15 protein-coding genes are annotated in these 18883 nt (G+C 63.2%); 12 read left to right on the top strand and 3 right to left on the bottom strand.

The genetic code is table 11. The features are described 5' to 3' along the window. Positions 1–104 precede the first annotated feature (104 nt). Both AAGA11_10585 and AAGA11_10590 read left to right on the top strand, forming a co-directional pair. On the top strand, positions 105–815 hold the full coding sequence (locus AAGA11_10585) for an SDR family NAD(P)-dependent oxidoreductase (protein ID MEM9603300.1): 711 nt from the start codon (positions 105–107) through the stop codon (positions 813–815). A 105-nt stretch (positions 816–920) separates the two neighbouring features. Then, positions 921–1337: a YidB family protein gene (locus AAGA11_10590; GenBank protein MEM9603301.1), complete on the top strand. Its 417-nt coding sequence runs from the start codon at positions 921–923 to the stop codon at positions 1335–1337. 81 nt (positions 1338–1418) lie between these two features. Here AAGA11_10590 and AAGA11_10595 read toward each other — a convergent pair whose 3' ends face one another. Beyond that, positions 1419–3794, bottom strand: coding sequence for a hypothetical protein (locus AAGA11_10595; GenBank protein MEM9603302.1), 2376 nt, complete (start codon positions 3792–3794; stop codon positions 1419–1421). A 386-nt stretch (positions 3795–4180) separates the two neighbouring features. On the opposite strand from AAGA11_10595, the gene AAGA11_10600 reads away from it, so the two are divergent. The 3 genes from AAGA11_10600 to AAGA11_10610 are packed head-to-tail and all read left to right on the top strand — an operon-like array spanning position 4181 to position 8474. After that, positions 4181–6769, top strand: a complete 2589-nt coding sequence (locus tag AAGA11_10600) for an ABC transporter transmembrane domain-containing protein (protein ID MEM9603303.1) — start codon at positions 4181–4183, stop codon at positions 6767–6769. After that, positions 6766–7215 (top strand): cyclic nucleotide-binding domain-containing protein, encoded by a 450-nt coding sequence (locus AAGA11_10605; protein MEM9603304.1) that lies wholly within the window; start codon positions 6766–6768, stop codon positions 7213–7215. The genes AAGA11_10600 and AAGA11_10605 overlap by 4 nt, the downstream gene beginning before the upstream one ends. Further along, positions 7212–8474 (top strand): MFS transporter, encoded by a 1263-nt coding sequence (locus AAGA11_10610; GenBank protein MEM9603305.1) that lies wholly within the window; start codon positions 7212–7214, stop codon positions 8472–8474. The genes AAGA11_10605 and AAGA11_10610 overlap by 4 nt, the downstream gene beginning before the upstream one ends. Here the strand turns inward: AAGA11_10610 and AAGA11_10615 are convergent. After that, a complete protein-coding gene (locus AAGA11_10615; protein MEM9603306.1) occupies positions 8463–9209 on the bottom strand; it encodes a glycerophosphodiester phosphodiesterase in 747 nt (248 codons plus the stop codon). The genes AAGA11_10610 and AAGA11_10615 overlap by 12 nt on opposite strands. Before the next feature lie 113 nt (positions 9210–9322). On the opposite strand from AAGA11_10615, the gene AAGA11_10620 reads away from it, so the two are divergent. Next, entirely contained in the window at positions 9323–9604 is a 282-nt protein-coding gene (locus AAGA11_10620) for a hypothetical protein (protein ID MEM9603307.1), read from the top strand. 17 nt (positions 9605–9621) lie between these two features. Here AAGA11_10620 and AAGA11_10625 read toward each other — a convergent pair whose 3' ends face one another. Continuing rightward, positions 9622–10464, bottom strand: coding sequence for a methylenetetrahydrofolate reductase (locus AAGA11_10625; protein MEM9603308.1), 843 nt, complete (start codon positions 10462–10464; stop codon positions 9622–9624). 97 nt (positions 10465–10561) lie between these two features. Here AAGA11_10625 and AAGA11_10630 point away from each other — a divergent pair, with 97 nt between their 5' ends. The 6 genes from AAGA11_10630 (at position 10562) to AAGA11_10655 (ending at position 18839) form a co-directional block, all read left to right on the top strand. Continuing rightward, positions 10562–11500: a LysR substrate-binding domain-containing protein gene (locus AAGA11_10630; GenBank protein ID MEM9603309.1), complete on the top strand. Its 939-nt coding sequence runs from the start codon at positions 10562–10564 to the stop codon at positions 11498–11500. Positions 11501–11862: 362 nt separating this feature from the next. Continuing rightward, on the top strand, positions 11863–13530 hold the full coding sequence (locus tag AAGA11_10635) for an ABC transporter substrate-binding protein (GenBank protein ID MEM9603310.1): 1668 nt from the start codon (positions 11863–11865) through the stop codon (positions 13528–13530). A gap of 157 nt (positions 13531–13687) precedes the next feature. After that, a complete protein-coding gene (locus AAGA11_10640) occupies positions 13688–14638 on the top strand; it encodes an ABC transporter permease (protein MEM9603311.1) in 951 nt (316 codons plus the stop codon). Positions 14639–14650: 12 nt separating this feature from the next. Further along, positions 14651–15802: an ABC transporter permease gene (locus AAGA11_10645; GenBank protein ID MEM9603312.1), complete on the top strand. Its 1152-nt coding sequence runs from the start codon at positions 14651–14653 to the stop codon at positions 15800–15802. A gap of 133 nt (positions 15803–15935) precedes the next feature. Then, positions 15936–17594 carry an ABC transporter ATP-binding protein gene (locus tag AAGA11_10650; protein MEM9603313.1) on the top strand — a complete coding sequence of 553 codons (1659 nt, stop codon included), beginning with the start codon at positions 15936–15938 and terminating at the stop codon, positions 17592–17594. Between the two features lie 318 nt (positions 17595–17912). Continuing rightward, positions 17913–18839, top strand: coding sequence for a DMT family transporter (locus AAGA11_10655; protein MEM9603314.1), 927 nt, complete (start codon positions 17913–17915; stop codon positions 18837–18839). Positions 18840–18883: the final 44 nt, after the last annotated feature.

Consider the following 18883-nt stretch of genomic DNA (forward strand, 5'->3'; position numbering starts at 1 on the left):
CGGGCGCGGGCCCCCCCGCCGCACCCCCCCCTTCCTGGCGCTCACCTCTGGCTTACATCCCAATTCGGCGCGGGGTGGGCCCGGGTGCGCCCCGCGGGCGGGCCGTGGGTTGGGCGCGCCCACGCCCCGAGGCGGGGGCCAAGGTTGCCGTGTTTGACCGCGACAGTGAGCGTGGCCAACAGGTCGCCGAGGACATCGGCGGTGCCTTTTTCGAGGTTGATGTCGCCGACGCCGAGAGCGTTGCGGCCGGTCTCGCCGCGGCCCGGGTTGCCCACGGCCAGGAGCGCGTCACCGTCAACTGCGCGGGGATCGCGATCGCGAGCAAGACGGTCGGGCGCGAGGGGCCGCACCCGCCCGACGCCTATGCGCGCGTGATCGGTGTCAACCTGATCGGCAGCTTCACCGTTGCGAGTCAGAGTGCCGCTGGCATGTGCACCGCAGACCCGGTCGGTGAAGACGGCGAACGGGGCGTGATCGTCAACACCGCCTCGGTGGCCGCGTTCGACGGCCAGATCGGCCAGGTTGCCTACGCCGCATCCAAGGGCGGGGTGGCGGCGATGACCCTGCCGATGGCGCGTGACCTCTCGCGCAGCGGCGTGCGGGTGCTTGCCATCGCCCCGGGGCTGTTCGGCACGCCGATGCTCCGCGGTATGCCCGAGGACGTGCAGGCGGCACTCGCGCAACAGGTGCCGTTCCCCCAACGCCTCGGCACCGCGGAGGAGTACGCCGCTCTGATGATGCACATGGTCCACAACGCCATGCTCAACGGCGAAGTGGTCCGCCTCGACGGTGCGATTCGGATGGCGCCACGCTGACCGACGCCGCTCCGGCCAGAGTCGGCTTGACCATTTCGTCACACTCCGGGTGCAGGGCTGCGTGATAGGCTAGCCGGGTCAGAACAGTTGCCTGGGAGGGCACACATGGATCTCTTGAAATTGGGCACGGATCTCCTGATGTCGAAACTCGGCGGCGCCAACGCGAGCGCCGACGGCGTGCAGTCGGTGCTGGCGGGTTTGATCGGCGACGGTGACCAGATGGACATCGCCGGTTTGATCGGCCAGTTGCAGGGCCAGGGCGGCGGTATCACCGACCTGCTCGGCAGTTGGCTGGGTGACGGTGAGAATTCGCCCGTGTCGGCAGACCAGGTGCGCGACATGCTCGGTGGCGACAAGATCGCAGCTGCGGCACAGCAGCTCGGCACCGACGAGGGCTCTCTGCTCTCGGGCTTGCAGGATGCGTTGCCCGAGATGGTCAACCAGGCCAGCAGCGGTGGCAGCCTGCTCGACGCGGTCGGCGGCCTGGGTGGCCTCGGCGACATGGCGAAGAAATTTTTGTAGCCTGAGACACATGGCTGCGCTTCGCGCAGCCATGCTGTCAGTGAACGCCCCGGCATTGGCTCGGGGCGTTTTTGTTGGTGCTCACGCCCAATCGACAAGCCGGAACCCGACCGTGTCGTGCATGCGCTGCCAGACGTATGGGTCGGTGAAGTAGCCTGGATGACCACCGGCAGGCACCATCAGATTGTATTTCGACGTGTGCAGCGGCACTCTGCGTTCCGTTTGGTCAGCGCTGGGGGTGCCCGCGTTGATCTCATCCAGGCACTCGATGTGAGTACCCACGAAATCGTCGGTGCGCCCGATGTTGTACCAGGTGATATCCGGAAACTCGCCTGGCCTCACGCTGAAGTCCCGCGGGAAGTACTGTTGGTAGAGGTGGGTGACAGGTGACCCCATCGTCACCAACGTGATCTTGGCCTCGCCAAAGTACGCGCGTCTGTCCTCGAGCATTCGTTTGATTGTGCGACTCGCAACGACCGTCCCCTGCGAATGTGCGATGACCACGATCTCCTTCGGTTTGATGTGATCCACCAGCACCTCGCACACCTGCTCGAAGCGTTTTTCGATCCGTTCCCGCAAGGGGAAATTGGCGTTGTTTTGTGTGGGGTCCAATCGATCGTTGTTGGCATAGACAACGACATCGCGGAACGCCCCGAGACCCCCTGCGACCAGGTCTCTGAGGGAGTAGACGATCAGGCCCAGGCCAATCAGTACAATGGGGACGTAGCTCAACAGATCTGGAACTTGATCCGACAATTCTTTTAGTTCTTTCCATGCCTTTTCTGGAAGCCGATCCTGAAGCCATGCGAGCGGATCGTCCGCGATGCCGTGGAAAAGAATCACACCCAGAAAGCCAAGTGTGGATAAAGCGAACACGAGCTGGAACAGGTAGTTTAGCAGCACCCTCGCGTACGACGGCGACGTCGCCCCGAGGTACGCCAGCTTGGCCTTGTTCAACCGCCGCTGAACAAACACGTAGATTCCAACTACCAACAGCGCAAACAAGCTCGCCACGGCTACCGCCATGGTGTATGAACTGGCGTCAATAAACGATTGAAACAGGTCTAAGAACACACCATCAGACCCGTGACAGTGCGCGTCTTGCAATGGGGGTATCGTGGCGTTAGAACAGTGCCCGCTCGCGAGCGGTTGTGTTCGATGCTGTTTACCGAGCAGGCCTGTGATCAGCCAGATCGACGACGCGACCAGCATCCACAACATCAGCAGGGCAGAGCAAATGGGTGCGTATATCCGCGTTTGGTCGGTGTCGTCAGACCTGTCTTCTGCCACCCGGTCCAAACCCCACGCAGCGTAGACAAGCAGGCAAACCAGAACGGCGCTTGCCCAGATGTACTGCATCGTCGTGGTCAGAAGATTGCTGAACAGCACGATTTCTTGCTCCTTCGAGGGAACGCGTTCTGGGTCGGTGATAAACGGTATCAGCGCCAATGACAAAAATCCCCACACTGCAGCGCCGCAACTGAAAATGCGCCACAGGCTCAGATGCCAACGGGTACGGCCAATGAACAAGGCAAAGGTGATTGTCAGGAACGCAGTCGCTGCCAGTACCTTCTCCGATCCCGACAACCAGAACACCGTGAGGAAGAACGTGGTGGCCAGTGTTGCCGAGGATGCGAGCACAAACGGCGTCCACGAATGCGTTGAGCCGGCGAACCTGTTCAGCGCAAACGTCAATGCGCCTACCAGCAAGGTGATAGCGGCCGCCACTGCTATGAGCGCTTCCATCCAGTAGGCAGACCGCGTGTTATTGGCGTCGATGGAAAAAAAGGTACCTTCCGAAAGCAGGACAAGGGCACCGAACAAGAGCGAGGCGTTGAGCGCGACAACGCCACCGATCAACAGAAACAGAAACACGCTGACAGCACGGTACGCGCGGACCGACCCGACGTTTGCCGCGTTGTCGAGCGCGAGGTAACCGACGGACATCACCACTTTGATCAGGTCGAAGATTGTCGCAAATGCGCCCTTGGGCTCCTTGGACAGATCCGCCCAGAAGACCTCCGCCATGACGGTTTCAACGCGCGTTTCGCGCTGCCTGCGCAGGGTCTTGATGTGCACGGGAAACTTCGCTTGTGTGCCTTCCCGCTTGGGTTGTTTCCCATCCGAGTGGGTGTGGACTACGGTGTCGAATTCCTCCAGTTCGCCAGCGTCGTCGACGATGCCCGGAACGGTGATGCGTTTGGGCTGCTGCAGGCCTTCGTAGGCTGTGAACGGCTCGTCGAAGAGGAAAGTGCTGGCGTCGTTGGCGATCAACGGTGGGGCACCGGCGTGGCGGTCGTGCTCGGCGAGCGCGCCGCTCATGACATTCTCGATCGTCTCACCCGGTGCCTGATTGCCAATGCCGTGAACGCACAGCACCATTCGCGTGGGGCGCTTCTCCTGTTCCTCAGTGTTCGGGGATGGCGTGTTCGTTGCGGTGTTTGCAGGGTCCTCCATTGCTGCCTCCATTAGACTGCGGTGACGCGGGCGGTCGGCGAAAGCAAGCGGACGCGCGTAATAAAAACAGGCCTGACCACACCAAGAGTGACAGTCAAGGTCGTGGCCCACGAGGTGCGGTGACCGGTGCGAGACAGCTAACGCCATCGCGCCCCCGGTGTAAATGACCCATATGTGTCAGCGTGCATTCCGACGCGGTGTGTTTCGCGCCGATGTGGGTGGGGCCAGACCCACCCCACCGGGCCGTTGTTGTTGTATTACATGAGCGCACTCTCTGCGCCCGAGCCAACGAAGCAAGCTCGCGGCGATCAGTCGTGTCAGGTTCGGTCTTCGGCTACAGTGGATAAACTGGATCATCACATCGCGAACAGTTCAGGACCTACGCCGTGCCGCCGAGTCTTTTCAAGTTCGTCCTCCGCTTCAGCCTGCGTGACCAACTTCTGCTGCTGCTTCTGACCGCTTGCTCGCTGCCGTTCGTCTATTTCGCCCTCGATGTGCCGAAGCTCATCATCAACGACGTGCTCGGGCAGGGGCCGCTGCCCGAACAGCTGTACGGCATCCCGCTCGGCATCGACCACACGGCGCTGCTGATTGTGTTGAGTGCAGCCTTTCTGCTGTTGGTCTGCGTCAACGGTGGTTTCAAGTACGTGTTGAACGTCTACCGTGGCGTGGTCGCCGAACGCATGCTGCGACGCTTGCGGTTCACGTTGTTCAGCAACCTGATGCGGTTTCCGACCGCGAAGGCGGAACAGCTGTCACCGGCGGAGACCGTGCCGCTGATCACCGCGGAGACCGAACCCCTCGGCGGCTACATCGGTGACGCGTTGGCGCTGCCGGCGTTCCAGGGCGGGTTGCTGGCGACCTATGTCTTTTTCATCATGGTGCAGGACCCGGTCCTCGGTTGCATCTCGCTCCTGACCCTGCCGATCCAGGCCTATGTCACGCCGCGCATGCAAAAACGGGTGAACCGCCTGGCACGCCGCCGCGTGCTCGCCACGCGGCGCCTGTCGGCCGACATCGGTGACGCGATGGGCGGTGTGGCAGCGATTCACGCCGAGAGCAACGGCCTCTACCACCGAGCCCGTATCGCCGCACGACTCGGCACCCTGTATGGCTTGCGTTTCGACATCTACCGACGCAAGTTCGCGATCAAGTTCGTCAACAGTTTCCTCAACCATGTCACCCCGTTCTTCTTCTACCTCTTCGGTGGCTGGCTGGTGCTGCAAGGGGAGCTCACCATCGGTGCGCTGGTCGCCGCACTCGCCGCGTTCCGGGAAATGGCGCCGCCCTGGAGGGAACTGTTGAAGTTCTACCAGACTTCCCAGGACGCCCAGGTCAAATACGAGCAGATCATCGAGCAGTTCGAGCCGGCGGACCTCCTGGCCGAGACGGCGTCGGAGGCCGACGCGTCTCCGTCGGTCAGCGAAGGGCAAGCTGTGGTGTTCAGCAGCGTCAGCGCGGTCGAGGAATCGGGCCGCGGGTTGGCCCCACTCGATTTCAGTCTCGATGCCGGTGCGCGGGTAGCGGTCACGGACGAGCCCGAGTGCGGTGCCGACGAACTGTGTCGGGTGCTCGCCCAGCAGCGCCAGCCGGACACCGGCCGCGTGCGCTTCGGCAGCCGCGACTGGCTCGCCCTCGGGCCCGGGTTTCGCGGTCGACACGTCGCCTACGTCGGCAAGGACCCGTGGCTGTTTGACATGAGCCTGCGTGACAACCTGCACTATGGCTGCGTTGAAACGCCCAAACAGGTCGAACCTGACGCGGAGCGCGAGCTCGCCGAGCGCGCGGGCAACACACCGCTCCGGCCCGAGGACAGCTGGGTTGAATCCTCGAGCGCAACCTACGCCCGCCTGCACAGGGCGCTGGGCGCGACCGGTGCGACCGACGAGTTGATCGACATGGGCATGCGCATGCCCTTGGCCGCGTCCGACGACCACGCGTTTCAACAGGCGGTGTTGTCGCAGCGAGCGGCGGTAACCGCTGCGCTCGAGGCCGAGGGACTGGACGTGCACGTGCAGCGCTACGATCCGCAGGCGTTCATCGACGGCTTTTCGATCGGCGAGAACCTGCTGTTTGCCGCGGCAACCGACGCGCGGGAATGGGCCGACGACGACGCGGCGCGGTTGTGGATCACGTCCTTGCGCAGCGCCGGCTTGTTGGACGAATTGCTCGAGATCGGTGTGAAGGTGAACCGCGAACTCGTCGAGATGTTTGTCGATCTGCCGGACAACCACCCGTTCTTTGCCGATCTCGGCTTGGTCGACGCCCGCGAACTTCCGGCCATGCAGCGGGTTGCGCAGCGCGTTGACCGGGCCGGCACCACGCGGTGGTCGCGCGCCGACCGCTGGCTGATCCTGTCGCGTGTGCTGGCGTTGAAGCCGGCTCGGCACCGCATTGTGGACCTCGATGACGCTTTCAAGGCACGGGCCGTACAAGCCCGCAGCGCGCTGAGCCACCTGGTCGGCCAACCCGGATTCGACGCCCTGGAGCCGCTGGACCCGGGTGCCTGTGCCGACGGCTTGAGTGTGTTGCAGAACGCGCTCTTCGGCATGCTCAGCGGTCAGGATCAGCGCGCGCACCGGCAGGTGCGTGAGACGGTGCTGGGGGTGTTGCGCGAGGCCGGTCTCGAAGGCCGTATCGTCGACCACGCGTTGGCCACCCAACCCGGCCCGGGCGGGCGCAGCTTGCGGCCGGCGCTGCGCCAACGTCTGGCGCTGGCCCGAGCGCTGGTCAAGCCCGGTACCTGGTTGATCGTCAACCGTGCGCTCGACGCGCTGGACGCCGATTCGGAGGCCGATGTCATCGACCGTGTGCTCGCGCTCACCGACGACACCAGCGTGCTCTGGTCGCCCGTGCACGCGAAGAACGCCGCGCGCTTCCCGGTGCACCTGCACCTCGGCGCCGGAGGCTCACACTCAGTCAACGTCAAGGGACATGACGTGCCTGAACTTGCCAAGGAGGTAAGCCCCGAATGAGTCTTGATGAGGAAGTGGCCCTGCTGCGCAGCGCCCCGCTGTTTTCCGAGGTTGCCACAGCGCAACTCAAACTGCTGGCCTTTGCGAGCGATCGACAGCAATTCGCTGCCGGCAGCACACTGTGCGTCGCGGGTGAGTCCGGCAACGAATGCTGGTTGCTGCTCGACGGCGAAGTCGCGATCGACATCCCGCAAGGCGAGGGCACCCGTTCACTCGGGACTCGCGGCCGCGGCACGGTGATCGGCGAGACAGCCGTGTTGTGCCGCTTGCCGCGTACGGCGACCGTGCGCGCCGTCAGCGACACCGACACCTTGTGCATCCGGGGTGACACCTTCACCGACCTGCTGCGCGGCTCACCCGAGACCTGCCTGAAAGTGATCGAGCAGCTCGGTCAGTACCTCTACCGCCAGTCGGTGCAGACCGGTGCAGGGCAAGCACCATCGTGACATCCGGGTCACCCAAACGCGCGGTCTGGGCCTGGAGTCTGTACGACTGGGCAAACTCGGCGTTTTCCACCACGGTCATGGCCGGCTTCTTCCCGGTGTTTTTCAAGCAGTACTGGAGCGGGGATGCCTCGGCGACCACCAGCACCTTCTACCTCGGCCTCGGCAACTCGCTGGCGAGCCTGCTCGTGGTGTTGCTCGCCCCGCTGCTCGGCGCACTGGCGGATCGGGGCAGCCTGCGCAAACGCATGCTGTGCTCGTTTGCGAGCCTTGGCGCCTTTGCCACCGCGGGTCTCTTTCTCGTCGGTCAGGGCCAGTGGGTCGCGGCGGTGTGCCTCTACGTGTTGGGTGCGCTGTGTTTTGCCGGGGCCAATGTGTTCTACGACGCGCTGCTCGTGGCGGTCTCCACCGAAGACGACCGCCACCGGGTCTCGGCACTTGGCTACGCGCTTGGCTACCTCGGCGGGGGGCTGCTGTTTGCGGTGAACGTGATGATGACCCTTCAGCCGCAGTGGTTCGGGCTGGCTGACCCCGCCGAGGGCGTGCGCTGGTCTTTTCTCAGTGTCGCAGTCTGGTGGATGGTCTTCACGGTGCCCCTGGTGTTGTTTGTCGATGAGCCTGCGTCGCGCGGGGACAAGGCACCGGGCATCCGCGCAGCCTTTGCCTCGCTGGCGCAGACGGCACGGAACGTTCGCGAGTACCCGCAGGTGTGGTGGTTTCTGATCGCTTTCTGGTTCTACATCGACGGCGTGCACACCGCAATTGCGATGGCTGCCGACTACGGTCTCGCCATCGGCCTGCCGCAGGAAACGCTGATCACGGCGTTGCTGCTGGTGCAGTTCATCGGCTTTCCGGCGGCACTCGCCTGGGGACGACTGGCGGACCGGATCGGCGCGCTCAGGAGCATCCACATCACGATCTGGGTGTACATGGCCGTCACCGTTGCCGCCGTCATGATGGACTCGTCGCTCGAGTTCTACCTGATTGCTGCCGTTGTCGGCCTGGTCCAGGGCGGCGTGCAGTCGGTCAGCCGCTCGGTCTTCAGCCAACTGATCCCGACCGAAAAAGCGGCGGAGTTCTTCGGCTTCTACAACATGACCGGCAAGGCCGCCGCCGTGATCGGACCGCTGTTGGTCGGCGTCACCGCCGCGACCACCGGCAATTCGCGGCTCGGTCTGTTGAGCATTCTCGTGTTGTTCGTGCTCGGTCTGCTGGTGCTCACGCGGGTGCGTAACCCGGCTGCACGCGGCTCAATGCCATAGCCCTCGGTCCTCGAGCACCGCTTTAAGTCGTGCGGGGTGGTCGGTCATGATGCCGTCGACGCCGAGGTCGATCAGGCGGTGCATCTCGGATGCCTCGTTGACGGTCCAGACGTGGGTCTCCCGGCCGTGCCGGTGCTGGCATTCGATGAACGCAGCGTCCACCAGCCGAATGCCCCACTGCGAGCAGGGCACCTGCGCGCAGTGCGCCACGATGCCGGGGGTGGGCAGGCCAAGGCTCTGCAGCCGTGCCCAGGTGGTCTCGAGCGGGCCCATCGAGGTGCAGACCTCGGGCAACGCAGCGCGCACCTGGTCGATGCGCTGACCGGAAAAGGAACCGACGCAGACACGGTGGACGCTGCGTGTGTGGCGGATCAGCTCGATGAGTGGCGCCACGGCGGCATACGACTTCGGCTCGATGTTGAAGTGCACGTCGGGAAACGCCTCGAGCAATTCCGCCATGACCGGGATACGCTCGACCTCGCCGACGTGCGCGCGCCGAATCTGAGCTGCGTCGAGTTCGCTCAAGCGGCCGCGGCTGTCCGTGACCCGATCGAGCTCGTTGTCGTGAAAGGCAAACAGCTCGCCGTCCCGGCTGAGGTGCACGTCGGTTTCGAGGTAGCGGTACCCCATCGCGACGGCGCTGCTGAATGCGGTAAACGTGTTCTCCGGCGCCGCGTCATGGTCGCCTCGGTGGGCAAAGGCCTTGAACCCGGTCGGGGCGAGATAGGGGTGCACGCGGTATCCTGTGAGGCCGAACACGGGTGCCCGCGAGCCGGCAAAATCCGGCCGATGAGGTAAACCTCGGCCGGCCGCTGCCGCTAGCTCGTGTGACACCAGAGGGTCAGACTATGACACGTACGCACTCCACCGCCGCGGTTTTCGCGCTCAGCCTGTTCGCCGCGGGCACCGCCCAGGCCGCCATCATCGCGATGCCCGACGGAAGCTTCCGCGCGCAACAGGTCGACGGTGCGCCGAAGCGGGGCATCACCAAGGCCGATGTGCTCAGCAAACTCGGCGAACCCGAACAGCGTATCGGCGAGGTCGGCGACCCGCCGATTTCCAGTTGGCGGTACAACGGCTTTCAGGTGTACTTCGAACACGACCGCGTGCTGCACACCGTCGGCCTCTAGCCGCTCGGGTCAGGCGCTCAGGCCGCGGCGTGCAGCGCCGTGGCAGGCGCGGGCGCGTGCACGCGCTGCATCAGCGCCGTGGCGACCCCCGGCGTGTTGAGCGCGTAGACGTGGAGCCCGTCCACACCCTCGCGAACCAGCCGCTCGCAGAGCGCCGCGGCGAAGTCCAATCCCAGTTGCCACTGCACGTCGCGACGTCCGTCGGTGCCTTCAAAGGCGCGGTGATAGACCGCAGGCAGCGCCACGCCACACCGTCTCGCGAGGCGATCCGCCGCCTCGAAGTCCACCACCGGCAACACGCCCGCGTGCAGCGGCACCGACACACCGTGTTGCACGGCGCGGTCTCGAAACCGCAAGAAAGCATCAGCGTCAAACACCATCTGCGACACCGCCCGATCGGCGCCGGCGGCGCACTTTGCCTGCAGGCAGTCGAGGTCCGTGCGTGCTGAGCGCGCACGCGGGTGGGAATCCGGGTAGCACGCCACGGCGATGTCGATCGGCAGACGTTGCCTGACCCGATCGACGAAATGCGCCACGGCGTTCGGCGGCAAGGCCGATCCGCCGTCGCCGCGCAGCAGCATGACGCGCCGCAGCCCCGCGCCGTGCAGAGCCTGCACCGCGTCGAGTCCGGCGCCCTCGGGAAAGCCGGTCAGGGTCACGTGGGCACAGGTCGGCAGGCGTGTGCCGGAGTGGACGGCCCGAACCGTGTCGAAGGCCCCGTCACGCGACGCGCCGAGTGCACCGCACGTGATCGACACGAAGGCCGGCGACTGCGTCTCCAGTTGGCCGATGCACCGCCAGAAACGCTCGGCACGCTGGCGGGGCGGGAACAGTTCGACGGACCAGAGGGGCGATGGCATCGGGTGATCTCCGTGTCAGGGGCGTGGGTGGAGTATCGGCAGTGCATCAAGTACAATCAATTTCAATTATCGGCCTATTTGAATGAGAAATATTCAAATGAAAGTGCAGCGTAAGCACCTCGAACTGGTCGCGGCTGTCAACGGCGCGGCGTCGCTCGCCGATGTGGCAACCCAGCTCAACCTCACGCCCTCGGCCCTGTCTCACCAGCTGCGCGACATCGAGGCCCGCCTCGGGGCCGAAGTCGTGCAGCGCAAGCACAAGCCGATCAGCCTCACGGCTGTCGGACAGCGGCTGTTGACTGCAGCCGATGAGGTGTTGCCGCGGCTCGCTGCCCTTGAAGATGCGCTGGCCCGCATGTCGACCGGTGATACCGGTCGCTTGCACCTCGCAATCGAGTGTCACAGCTGCTACCTCTGGCTGATGCCGACCTTCGAGGCCTACCGGGGCGCCTGGCCGGACGTGGAGCTCGACATCATCAGCGGCCTGAGTTTCGAGGGCATGGCGGCGCTCGTCGCCGGCGACCTGGACCTGGTGATTACCGCTGATCCCGAACCGCTGGCGGGCGTCACCTACGTGCCGCTGTTCGAGTACGAGTCCGTGCTCGCGATGAGCCCGAGTCACCCCTTGGCGCACGCAACGCACATCGAACCCGGCGATCTCGCCGGCGAAACCGTGATCACCTACCCGGTGCCACGTCAGAAGCTCGATCTCTTTCGCTTGTTCCTGCAACCCGCAGGCGTGCAGCCCAAACGCGTGCGCACCAGCGAGCTGACCGTGATGATGATGGCCCTCGTGGCGTCGGGCAGGGGGGTGTGCCCGCTGCCGAACTGGGCGGCGACTGAGTACACGGAGCGGGGCTCGGTGGTCACGCGCCGGCTTGGCGCGGGCGTCTTCAATACGCTCTGCGCCGCCGTGCGCGACGACGCGATTGAATTCGCCTACATGCAGGACTTTCTGCTCATGGCGAAAGACACCCCGTTTTCGAACCTCGAGGGCATTGCCCGGCCGGTGGGTGGCGCCGCCGCGATCGCCTGAACCGCGATCAGGCTGCTCTCCGCTTTGTCACGCGGCAGGTTGGGGCGCACGGCAAGCGGGTCGGTGAAGCCGGGACGCCCGTGCTCGGGCGCCGACGGCGCGGCTGTCGAGTGGGTCGCACTTTGACCCCAAACTGTCCCCCATGCGACTACCTTTGGCACTATGGTGCAGTCTACGTACTGCCAGAACGGGCATCTGTTGATAGGATACGGCCCAAACAGGTCACCGCGCTGCAATCGGTACGCGGGCGTGGCAATCTTGTGGACACCGTCGGGCGCCGCACTGCCGTGCCGTCCGTCAACGCCGCGGCAGTCCGTCGACGGCGAAAAACCGAAACCAAAATGATCCAATCGGAGAAGGCGATGACTTTTTTTCGACGTGATGGCAAACCCATGCCCGAGCACGTGGTGCAGATGGCCGCATCTGCCAAGCAGTCCGGCGACGGCGTAAACCGCCGCGAGTTCCTGGCGATCGCGAGCGTCTTCGGCGCGAGCGCGGCAACGGCATACGGCATGCTCGGCCTGACGGCACCCACCGTCGCCGAAGCGGCAGGCCACGAGAAGATGGGCGGCACCCTGCGCATGCAGATGGAAGTCCGTCGCGTGCCGGACCCCCGCGTCTTCGACTGGTCACAAATGGCGACCGTCGCACGTGGTTTCCTCGAGAACCTCGTGCGCTACGAGCGCGACGGCACCTTCACGCCGTACCTGCTCGAGAGCTGGGACGTCAACGCCGACGCCACCGTGTACACCCTGAACGTACGCCCGGGTGTCATGTGGTCCAACGGCGACGCCTTCAACGCTGACGACGTGGTGTTCAACCTGACCCGCTGGTGCGACAAGTCGGCCGAGGGCAACTCCATGGCGGGCCGCATGGCGTCGATGATCGACGAAGCGACCGGCCAGGTGGGCGAGGGTGTGATCACCAAGGTCGACGACATGACGGTCACGATCACCCTGCCGAAGCCCGACATCTCGATCATCCCCGGCATGTGCGACTACCCCGCACTGATCGTCCACCGCGACTACGCAGGTGGCGACCTGACTGACGGCGTGCCCGGTACCGGCCCGTTCGAGATCGAGACGCACGAAGTCGGCGTCAAAACCGTCATGCGCAAGCGTGCGGCAGGTTCCTGGTGGGGCGGCGAGGCCTACCTCGACAAGGTCGAATTCATCGATTACGGCACCGAGAGTTCAGCCTTTGTCGCTGCATACGAAGCCGAAGAAATCGACATGAACTGGGAGTCGAACGGCGAGTTTGTCGAGATCTTCGACTCGATCGGCATGACCAAGTCGGAAGCCGTGACCGCGGCGACGATCGTTATCCGGACCAACCAGGAAGCCGAAGTCAACGGTACGAAGCCGTACGCTGACGCACGCGTGCGTCGTGCGCTGGCGCTGGCTGTGGACAACGCCAGCATCCTCGAACTGGGCGTGGCCGGTCTCGGCACGCCGGCCGAGAACCACCACGTCTGCCCGATCCACCCGGAGTACGCCGAACTGCCCGCGATCGCGCGCGATCCCGACGCCGCCGTGGCTCTCATGAAAGAGGCAGGCATGGAAGACTACGAGCACGAGCTGCTCTCGATCGACGACGACTGGCGCCGTGCCACAACCGACGCGGTTGCGGGCCAGCTGCGTGACGCCGGCATTGCCGTCAAGCGGACCATTCTGCCCGGTTCGACCTTCTGGAACGACTGGGCGAAGTACCCGTTTTCCTCGACCAACTGGAACATGCGCCCGCTCGGCGTTCAGGTGCTGGCCTTGGCGTACCGCACTGGCGAAGCCTGGAACGAGTCGGCCTTCAGCAACATCGAGTTCGACGAGCTGCTGAGCCAGGCGCTGTCAATTGCCGACGCGGACCAGCGCCGTGTGGTGATGAAGCGGATCCAGGAGATCATGCAGGAAGAGGGCGTGATCATTCAGCCGTACTGGCGTTCGATCTACCGCCACCACCGTGACTACGTCATGAACGCAGATATGCACCCGACGTACGAACTGCACTACGAGAAGATCTGGCTCGACGTCTGAGCGGATCACTGAAAAGCCGGGAGGGCGCGAGTTCTCCCGGTTTTTTTTTGGGTAGCGGAGACGGGGCGCGCCCGACCGTTTCACTCACCGCCGCAATGCAACGCCCTCATCGCGTGTTGCAGCACACCCGCCCTCCCGATTCCACCAGGGAAAGTCCATGGCACTGTTCATTCTGAAACGACTCGGCGTGATGATTTTGACGGCAATCTGCCTGACGTTTGTTGTTTTCGCGTTGACCAACCTCGAACCCAACCTCAAAAAGCTCGCCAAGGAGCAGAACAACATGCGCATGACCGATGCGCAGGTGGAAAGCTGGCTCGAGAAGAACGGTTACCGCGAACCCATGGTCGCGCGCTACGTCGGTTGGCTCGGCGGCTTCGTTGTCGGTGACTGGGGTGACTCGACGCGGTTCCGTGAGCCGGTCGAGAACATCATCGGAAAACGCCTGTACTACACCGGCAAGCTGATGTTCTGGGTGATGGCCATCATGGTGCCGATGGCGCTCGTCGTCGGCGTGCTCGCGGGCATGCGGGAGGGGTCGGGCACGGATCGAAGTCTGTCGACCTTTTCCATTGCGACCACGGCCACGCCCGAGTACGTGTCCGGCGTCATCTTCACTGTCATCTTCGCCTCCAGTGCCGTGGGCTTGAAGTGGATGAAAGGCGTCGCGACGTCCGCTACCGACGGCATCACCTTCGAGAATTTCGCGCTGCCGGTCATGACCATGGCCCTCTACGGCATGGGCTACATCGCGCGCATGACGCGCGCGTCGATGGCTGAGGTCATGACCGCGCAGTACATCCGCACGGCCCGTCTCAAGGGTGTGAGCTTTCCGATGATCGTGGTGCGACACGCGCTGCGCAATGCGTTGATCGCCCCGTTCACCGTCATCATGCTGCAGTTCCCGTGGTTGCTGACCGGGGTTGTCATTGTCGAGACCCTGTTCAACTACAAGGGATTCGGATGGGTTCTCGTCGAAGCCGCTGGCAACAACGACATTGAATTGCTGCTCGGCTGTTCGGTGGTCGCCGTCGCCGTGGTACTCGTGACGCAACTGATATCCGATATCGGCTACGTCTTTCTCAACCCACGCATTCGCATCCAGTAAGGGGACGGGACGATGGACAGACTCGGCTGGGGCGAGATTTTCATTCAAGCGGTGGGGCATTTCTGGTCTGTGTGGCTGTGCTTGGCCGTCGTGTTTGCCGTCTCCTGGGTATACCGGGAGCGGCTCGGCCTGTACGGCAAGCTCTACGAAAACTGGGTCGGCGTGACAGGCCTGATGCTGGTGTTGTTCTGGGTGTTTACGGCGGTTTTCGCAGACGTGATCGCGCCCTACGAATCGCTGGATCAGATTGCCAGCATGAAAAACAAAAAACCCGGTTGGCCGCTGAGCGATGGTTCGGGACACTACCTGCTAGGCGGTGACCGATTGGGGCGGGATGTGTTCTCGCGCATGGTGTACGGCAGCCGCACCGTGATGTCGATCGCCCCGGCAGCGACCTTGTTCGCGTTCATGGTGGGCGTCACGCTCGGGCTGCCCGCGGGCTACCTCAGTGGCCGGTTTGACACGGCGCTCAGCTTCGTCGCAAACCTGGTCCTTGCTTTCCCGGTGATCCTGCTGTTCTACCTGTTGGTCACGCCTGAGATTCGCCAGACCATCCTCCCGACAGTGCTCGCCGGGGTGTTGTTCGCCTTTCCGATCATTTTCTTCCTCGTCTTGTTTTACTCACGGTTCGAGCAACAACAGGAAAAACTGTGGGCCTACCTCGCGGTGACACTCATCGTGGGTCTCTGGGCCTATTCCGGGCTTGCCTTCAACGCCGACCCCTTTGGCGTGTTCTACATGGACCCGAACCTGTTGAACATTTTTGTGTCGGTGGTGTTCGTCAACTCACCCACGGTTTTCCGAATCGTGCGCGGCTTGACGATGGACATTCAGACACGCGACTACGTGGCCGCCGCGCAAACGCGAGGGGAGCGCCCGTGGTACATCATGCTGTGGGAAATCCTGCCCAACGCCCGGGGCCCGTTGCTGGTCGATTTCTGCCTGCGCATCGGTTACACCACGATCCTGCTAGGCACCCTTGGCTTTTTCGGCCTCGGCGTGAGCCCCGAGAGCCCCGACTGGGGCATGACGATCAACGAAGGCCGCAAGCTGCTGTCGATCTATCCTCACCCGGCGCTGCCACCCGCGCTTGCGCTGATGTCATTGGTGCTCGGACTGAACCTGCTCGCTGACGGTCTGCGCGAGCAGAGTCTCAAGGACTAGGGAGAGGACGCATGCAAACACACTGCGATTGCACCTGCGCACTCTGTGAGTCACACAGGTACCACACCCCTTTAACCAGCGAAGACACCGACACGCGTCTGGCGCGGTTGGCGACCCGCGTGCGAGGTGCACAATGACAACCCAATCGAACGAAATCCTGCGTGTCGAGAACCTGTCGATCACCTTGCCCAAGGGCGCCGACCGCAAGTACGCCGTCGAGGACGTCAACTTCACGCTCAACCGCGGGGAAATTCTCTGCGTGGTCGGCGAAAGCGGCTCGGGCAAGTCGGTCATGACCAGCGCGATCATGAACGACGTCGCGCCAAGACTGGGCATAGAAACCGGCAGGATTGTCTTTGACGGCACGGACGTGCTGACACTGTCGCAAGCCGAACTCAATGAGCTGCGCGGCGCGCGGATTGCCATGATCTACCAGGAACCCATGGCCGCGCTGAACCCCTCGATAAAGATTGGTGCCCAGGTTGACGAGGTCTTCAAGCTTCACCGACCCGAAATTTCTGCCGTTGAGCGCAAGCATGAAACGCTCAAACTCTTCGAGCAGATGAAACTGCCAACGCCTGAGCGGATCTACGCAAGCTACCCGCACCAGGTCTCTGGCGGGCAGTGCCAACGGATCGTGATTTCAATGGCGCTCGCCTGCAAACCCGACATCCTGATCGCCGATGAGCCGACAACGGCGCTCGACGTGACCACACAAAAGGAAATCCTTAACCTCATCAACGAGCTGAAGGATGTCTATGACAACGCCACGATATTCATCACCCACGACTTCGGCGTTGTCGCCGATGTCGCCGACAGGGTGGCGGTCATGTGTTGGGGCAAGATCATCGAGCAAGGCCCCAAGGAAGACATCCTCATGCGTCCACAGGAGGATTACACCAAGCTTCTGGTCGATGCGATGCCATTGCTGGAGACGGCACGGACACCGGAGATCGGGCGAAACGACGATCCGGTTGTCACGGTTGAACAGCTCAACAAGATTTACAAGACAGGTCCACAGTCCATCCATGCCCTGAACGATGCCAATTTCCAATTACGCTCTGGTGAAACCCTCGGCGTTGTGGGAGAGAGTGGTTCAGGCAAATCGACCCTGGCCAAGGCGCTGATTCGTCTGATCGAGCCGAGTTCGGGTTCAGTGGTGATCAAAAGTGAAGACTTCCTCGCGCTTGACGGCACGGATCTCGTTCAGGCGCGAAAGAACATCCAGATGATCTTCCAGGATCCGTTTGGTTCGCTGAATCCGTCGCAGACGGTGGGCTACATGGTCACGCGCGGGCTGATCCTGCAGGGTATGGACGCAGCAGCGGCCGACGAGCGCGCACTGGAGTTGATCGAGCAGGTCGGCTTGAGCAAGGAAGCGTTGCACCGCTACCCGCGCAACTTCTCTGGCGGGCAACGACAGCGCATCGGCATCGCGCGGGCGCTGGCGATGCAGCCTGACGTGGTGATTGCGGATGAGAGCGTCTCGGCACTGGACCTGTCGATCCAGAAGCAGGTGCTGCGCTTGCTGAACCAGCTGCAGGAACGCTACCAGATGGCGATCGTGTTCATCACCCACGATCTCCGGGTCGCGGCCCAGATCTCGGACTACATCACCGTGATGGAAAAGGGCGTGATGGTTGAATTCGGGACGGCGGACAATGTCTTCAACAACCCGCAGCACGAGTACACCAAAAAGCTGCTCGACGCAGCTCCGGGTCGGGATTGGCACCCGCCGAGGCTAACGGCAGAGGAGGCCGATCGGATCGCCGCCGCAATCGTGCGCGAGTGAACGCGGCGCCACTCGGGTGGCGACGCGCGCTTGTATTCCTCCGTGCTCTGTTCCCGAGTGGCCCGACGATCGACCGTTGGCCGCGCGTGGCCGAATCGCGCACGGCCTGCCGCGCCGTGTGCAGCCTGCGCCGCGTCGTAGCCGAGCCCGATGTGCGTCGCGTCACCGGGCCAGCGTGCACGTAATCATGTCGAGATGCATCGGAATCGGTTGCGGCTGATCTGCCGTCCGTGCTGGTACGGGCTTTCGGTCGACGGTCTGTGTCGCCCTATCACAATGAGAGACTGAGGAGCGACCTCTGTGTCACAGTGCAACACGGTGAACGCAGACGCCGGCAACACGGTAGCTGGAATCGGTCTGCTGATCCTTGGCTTGTTCGTGTTTTCCGTTCAAGACGTGATCATGAAATTTTTCAGCGATCGCATGGCCGTCCAGGAAGTCATCTTTGCACGCGGTGTCGTCAGCCTCTGTTTGGTTGGCATTGCGCTCTACAGCACGCAAGGGGCCAAGGGTTTCTCAACCAAACGACCGGCGCTGAACTGTCTGCGCGGGCTCTGCTCGTTTGTCTGTTTTTCCACGTTTTCGATGGCGCTGGCGGTGTTGCCCTTGGCTGATGCCATGCCGCTGTACTACACGGCCCCGCTTTTCGTCGTCATCTTCGCGGGACCGTTTCTCGGGGAAAGAGTCGGGTTACCCGTGTGGGCGGCTATCGTCGTGTTTCTGGTCGCCAGACCGAATGCCGGTAGGGTCGAGCCGGCAATGCTTCTGGCAATCGTGTCCGCGATCGCCTACAGCGCTCAGATTCTCCTCACGAGCCGCCTTGGTTCCTCCGAGAGCGCCTTGGGCATGACCTTTTACCTGACGCTGATGTTCGTGTTGCTCAGCGGCGTGACTGGCGTGGTTTTCGGATCGGGTTGGATGGACCAATTTGCTCATCCAAGTGCGACCTATCTCTTTCGCGCCTGGAATATGCCCAGCCTGTTTCAAACAGCTCTCTTTCTCGCGCTCGGATTGACAGGCACAGTCGGTTTTTACTGCATCAGCCAGGCTTATCGCCTGGCCAAGGCAAACGAGATGGCACCCTTCGAGTACAGCTCCCTCCCGTTTGCCGTGCTGTGGGGATGGCTGTTTTGGGGCGCACTGCCCGCCGTGACGACGGTGCTCGGCAGTGTGTTGATCGTCGCCGGAGGGCTCTTCATCGTGTACTCGAAACTCGGATTCTCACACCCGCGGCGCCGCCGTTGAACCCGCGCTCGTTCGGCGAGCCGACAGCATCGAATGCTCGCTCG

The sequence above is a fragment of the Pseudomonadota bacterium genome, assembly GCA_039196715.1.
GTDB lineage: Bacteria > Pseudomonadota > Gammaproteobacteria > CALCKW01 > CALCKW01 > CALCKW01.

What these genes read in the sequence shown, in the direction of transcription:
- AAGA11_10590 (MEM9603301.1), top strand. Translation starts at nt 921, where the DNA reads ATGGATCTCTTGAAATTGGGCACGGATCTCCTGATGTCGAAACTCGGC.
- AAGA11_10595 (MEM9603302.1), bottom strand. Translation starts at nt 3,794, where the DNA reads ATGGAGGACCCTGCAAACACCGCAACGAACACGCCATCCCCGAACACT.
- AAGA11_10605 (MEM9603304.1), top strand. Translation starts at nt 6,766, where the DNA reads ATGAGTCTTGATGAGGAAGTGGCCCTGCTGCGCAGCGCCCCGCTGTTT.
- AAGA11_10620 (MEM9603307.1), top strand. Translation starts at nt 9,323, where the DNA reads ATGACACGTACGCACTCCACCGCCGCGGTTTTCGCGCTCAGCCTGTTC.
- AAGA11_10625 (MEM9603308.1), bottom strand. Translation starts at nt 10,464, where the DNA reads ATGCCATCGCCCCTCTGGTCCGTCGAACTGTTCCCGCCCCGCCAGCGT.
- AAGA11_10630 (MEM9603309.1), top strand. Translation starts at nt 10,562, where the DNA reads ATGAAAGTGCAGCGTAAGCACCTCGAACTGGTCGCGGCTGTCAACGGC.
- AAGA11_10635 (MEM9603310.1), top strand. Translation starts at nt 11,863, where the DNA reads ATGACTTTTTTTCGACGTGATGGCAAACCCATGCCCGAGCACGTGGTG.
- AAGA11_10640 (MEM9603311.1), top strand. Translation starts at nt 13,688, where the DNA reads ATGGCACTGTTCATTCTGAAACGACTCGGCGTGATGATTTTGACGGCA.
- AAGA11_10645 (MEM9603312.1), top strand. Translation starts at nt 14,651, where the DNA reads ATGGACAGACTCGGCTGGGGCGAGATTTTCATTCAAGCGGTGGGGCAT.
- AAGA11_10650 (MEM9603313.1), top strand. Translation starts at nt 15,936, where the DNA reads ATGACAACCCAATCGAACGAAATCCTGCGTGTCGAGAACCTGTCGATC.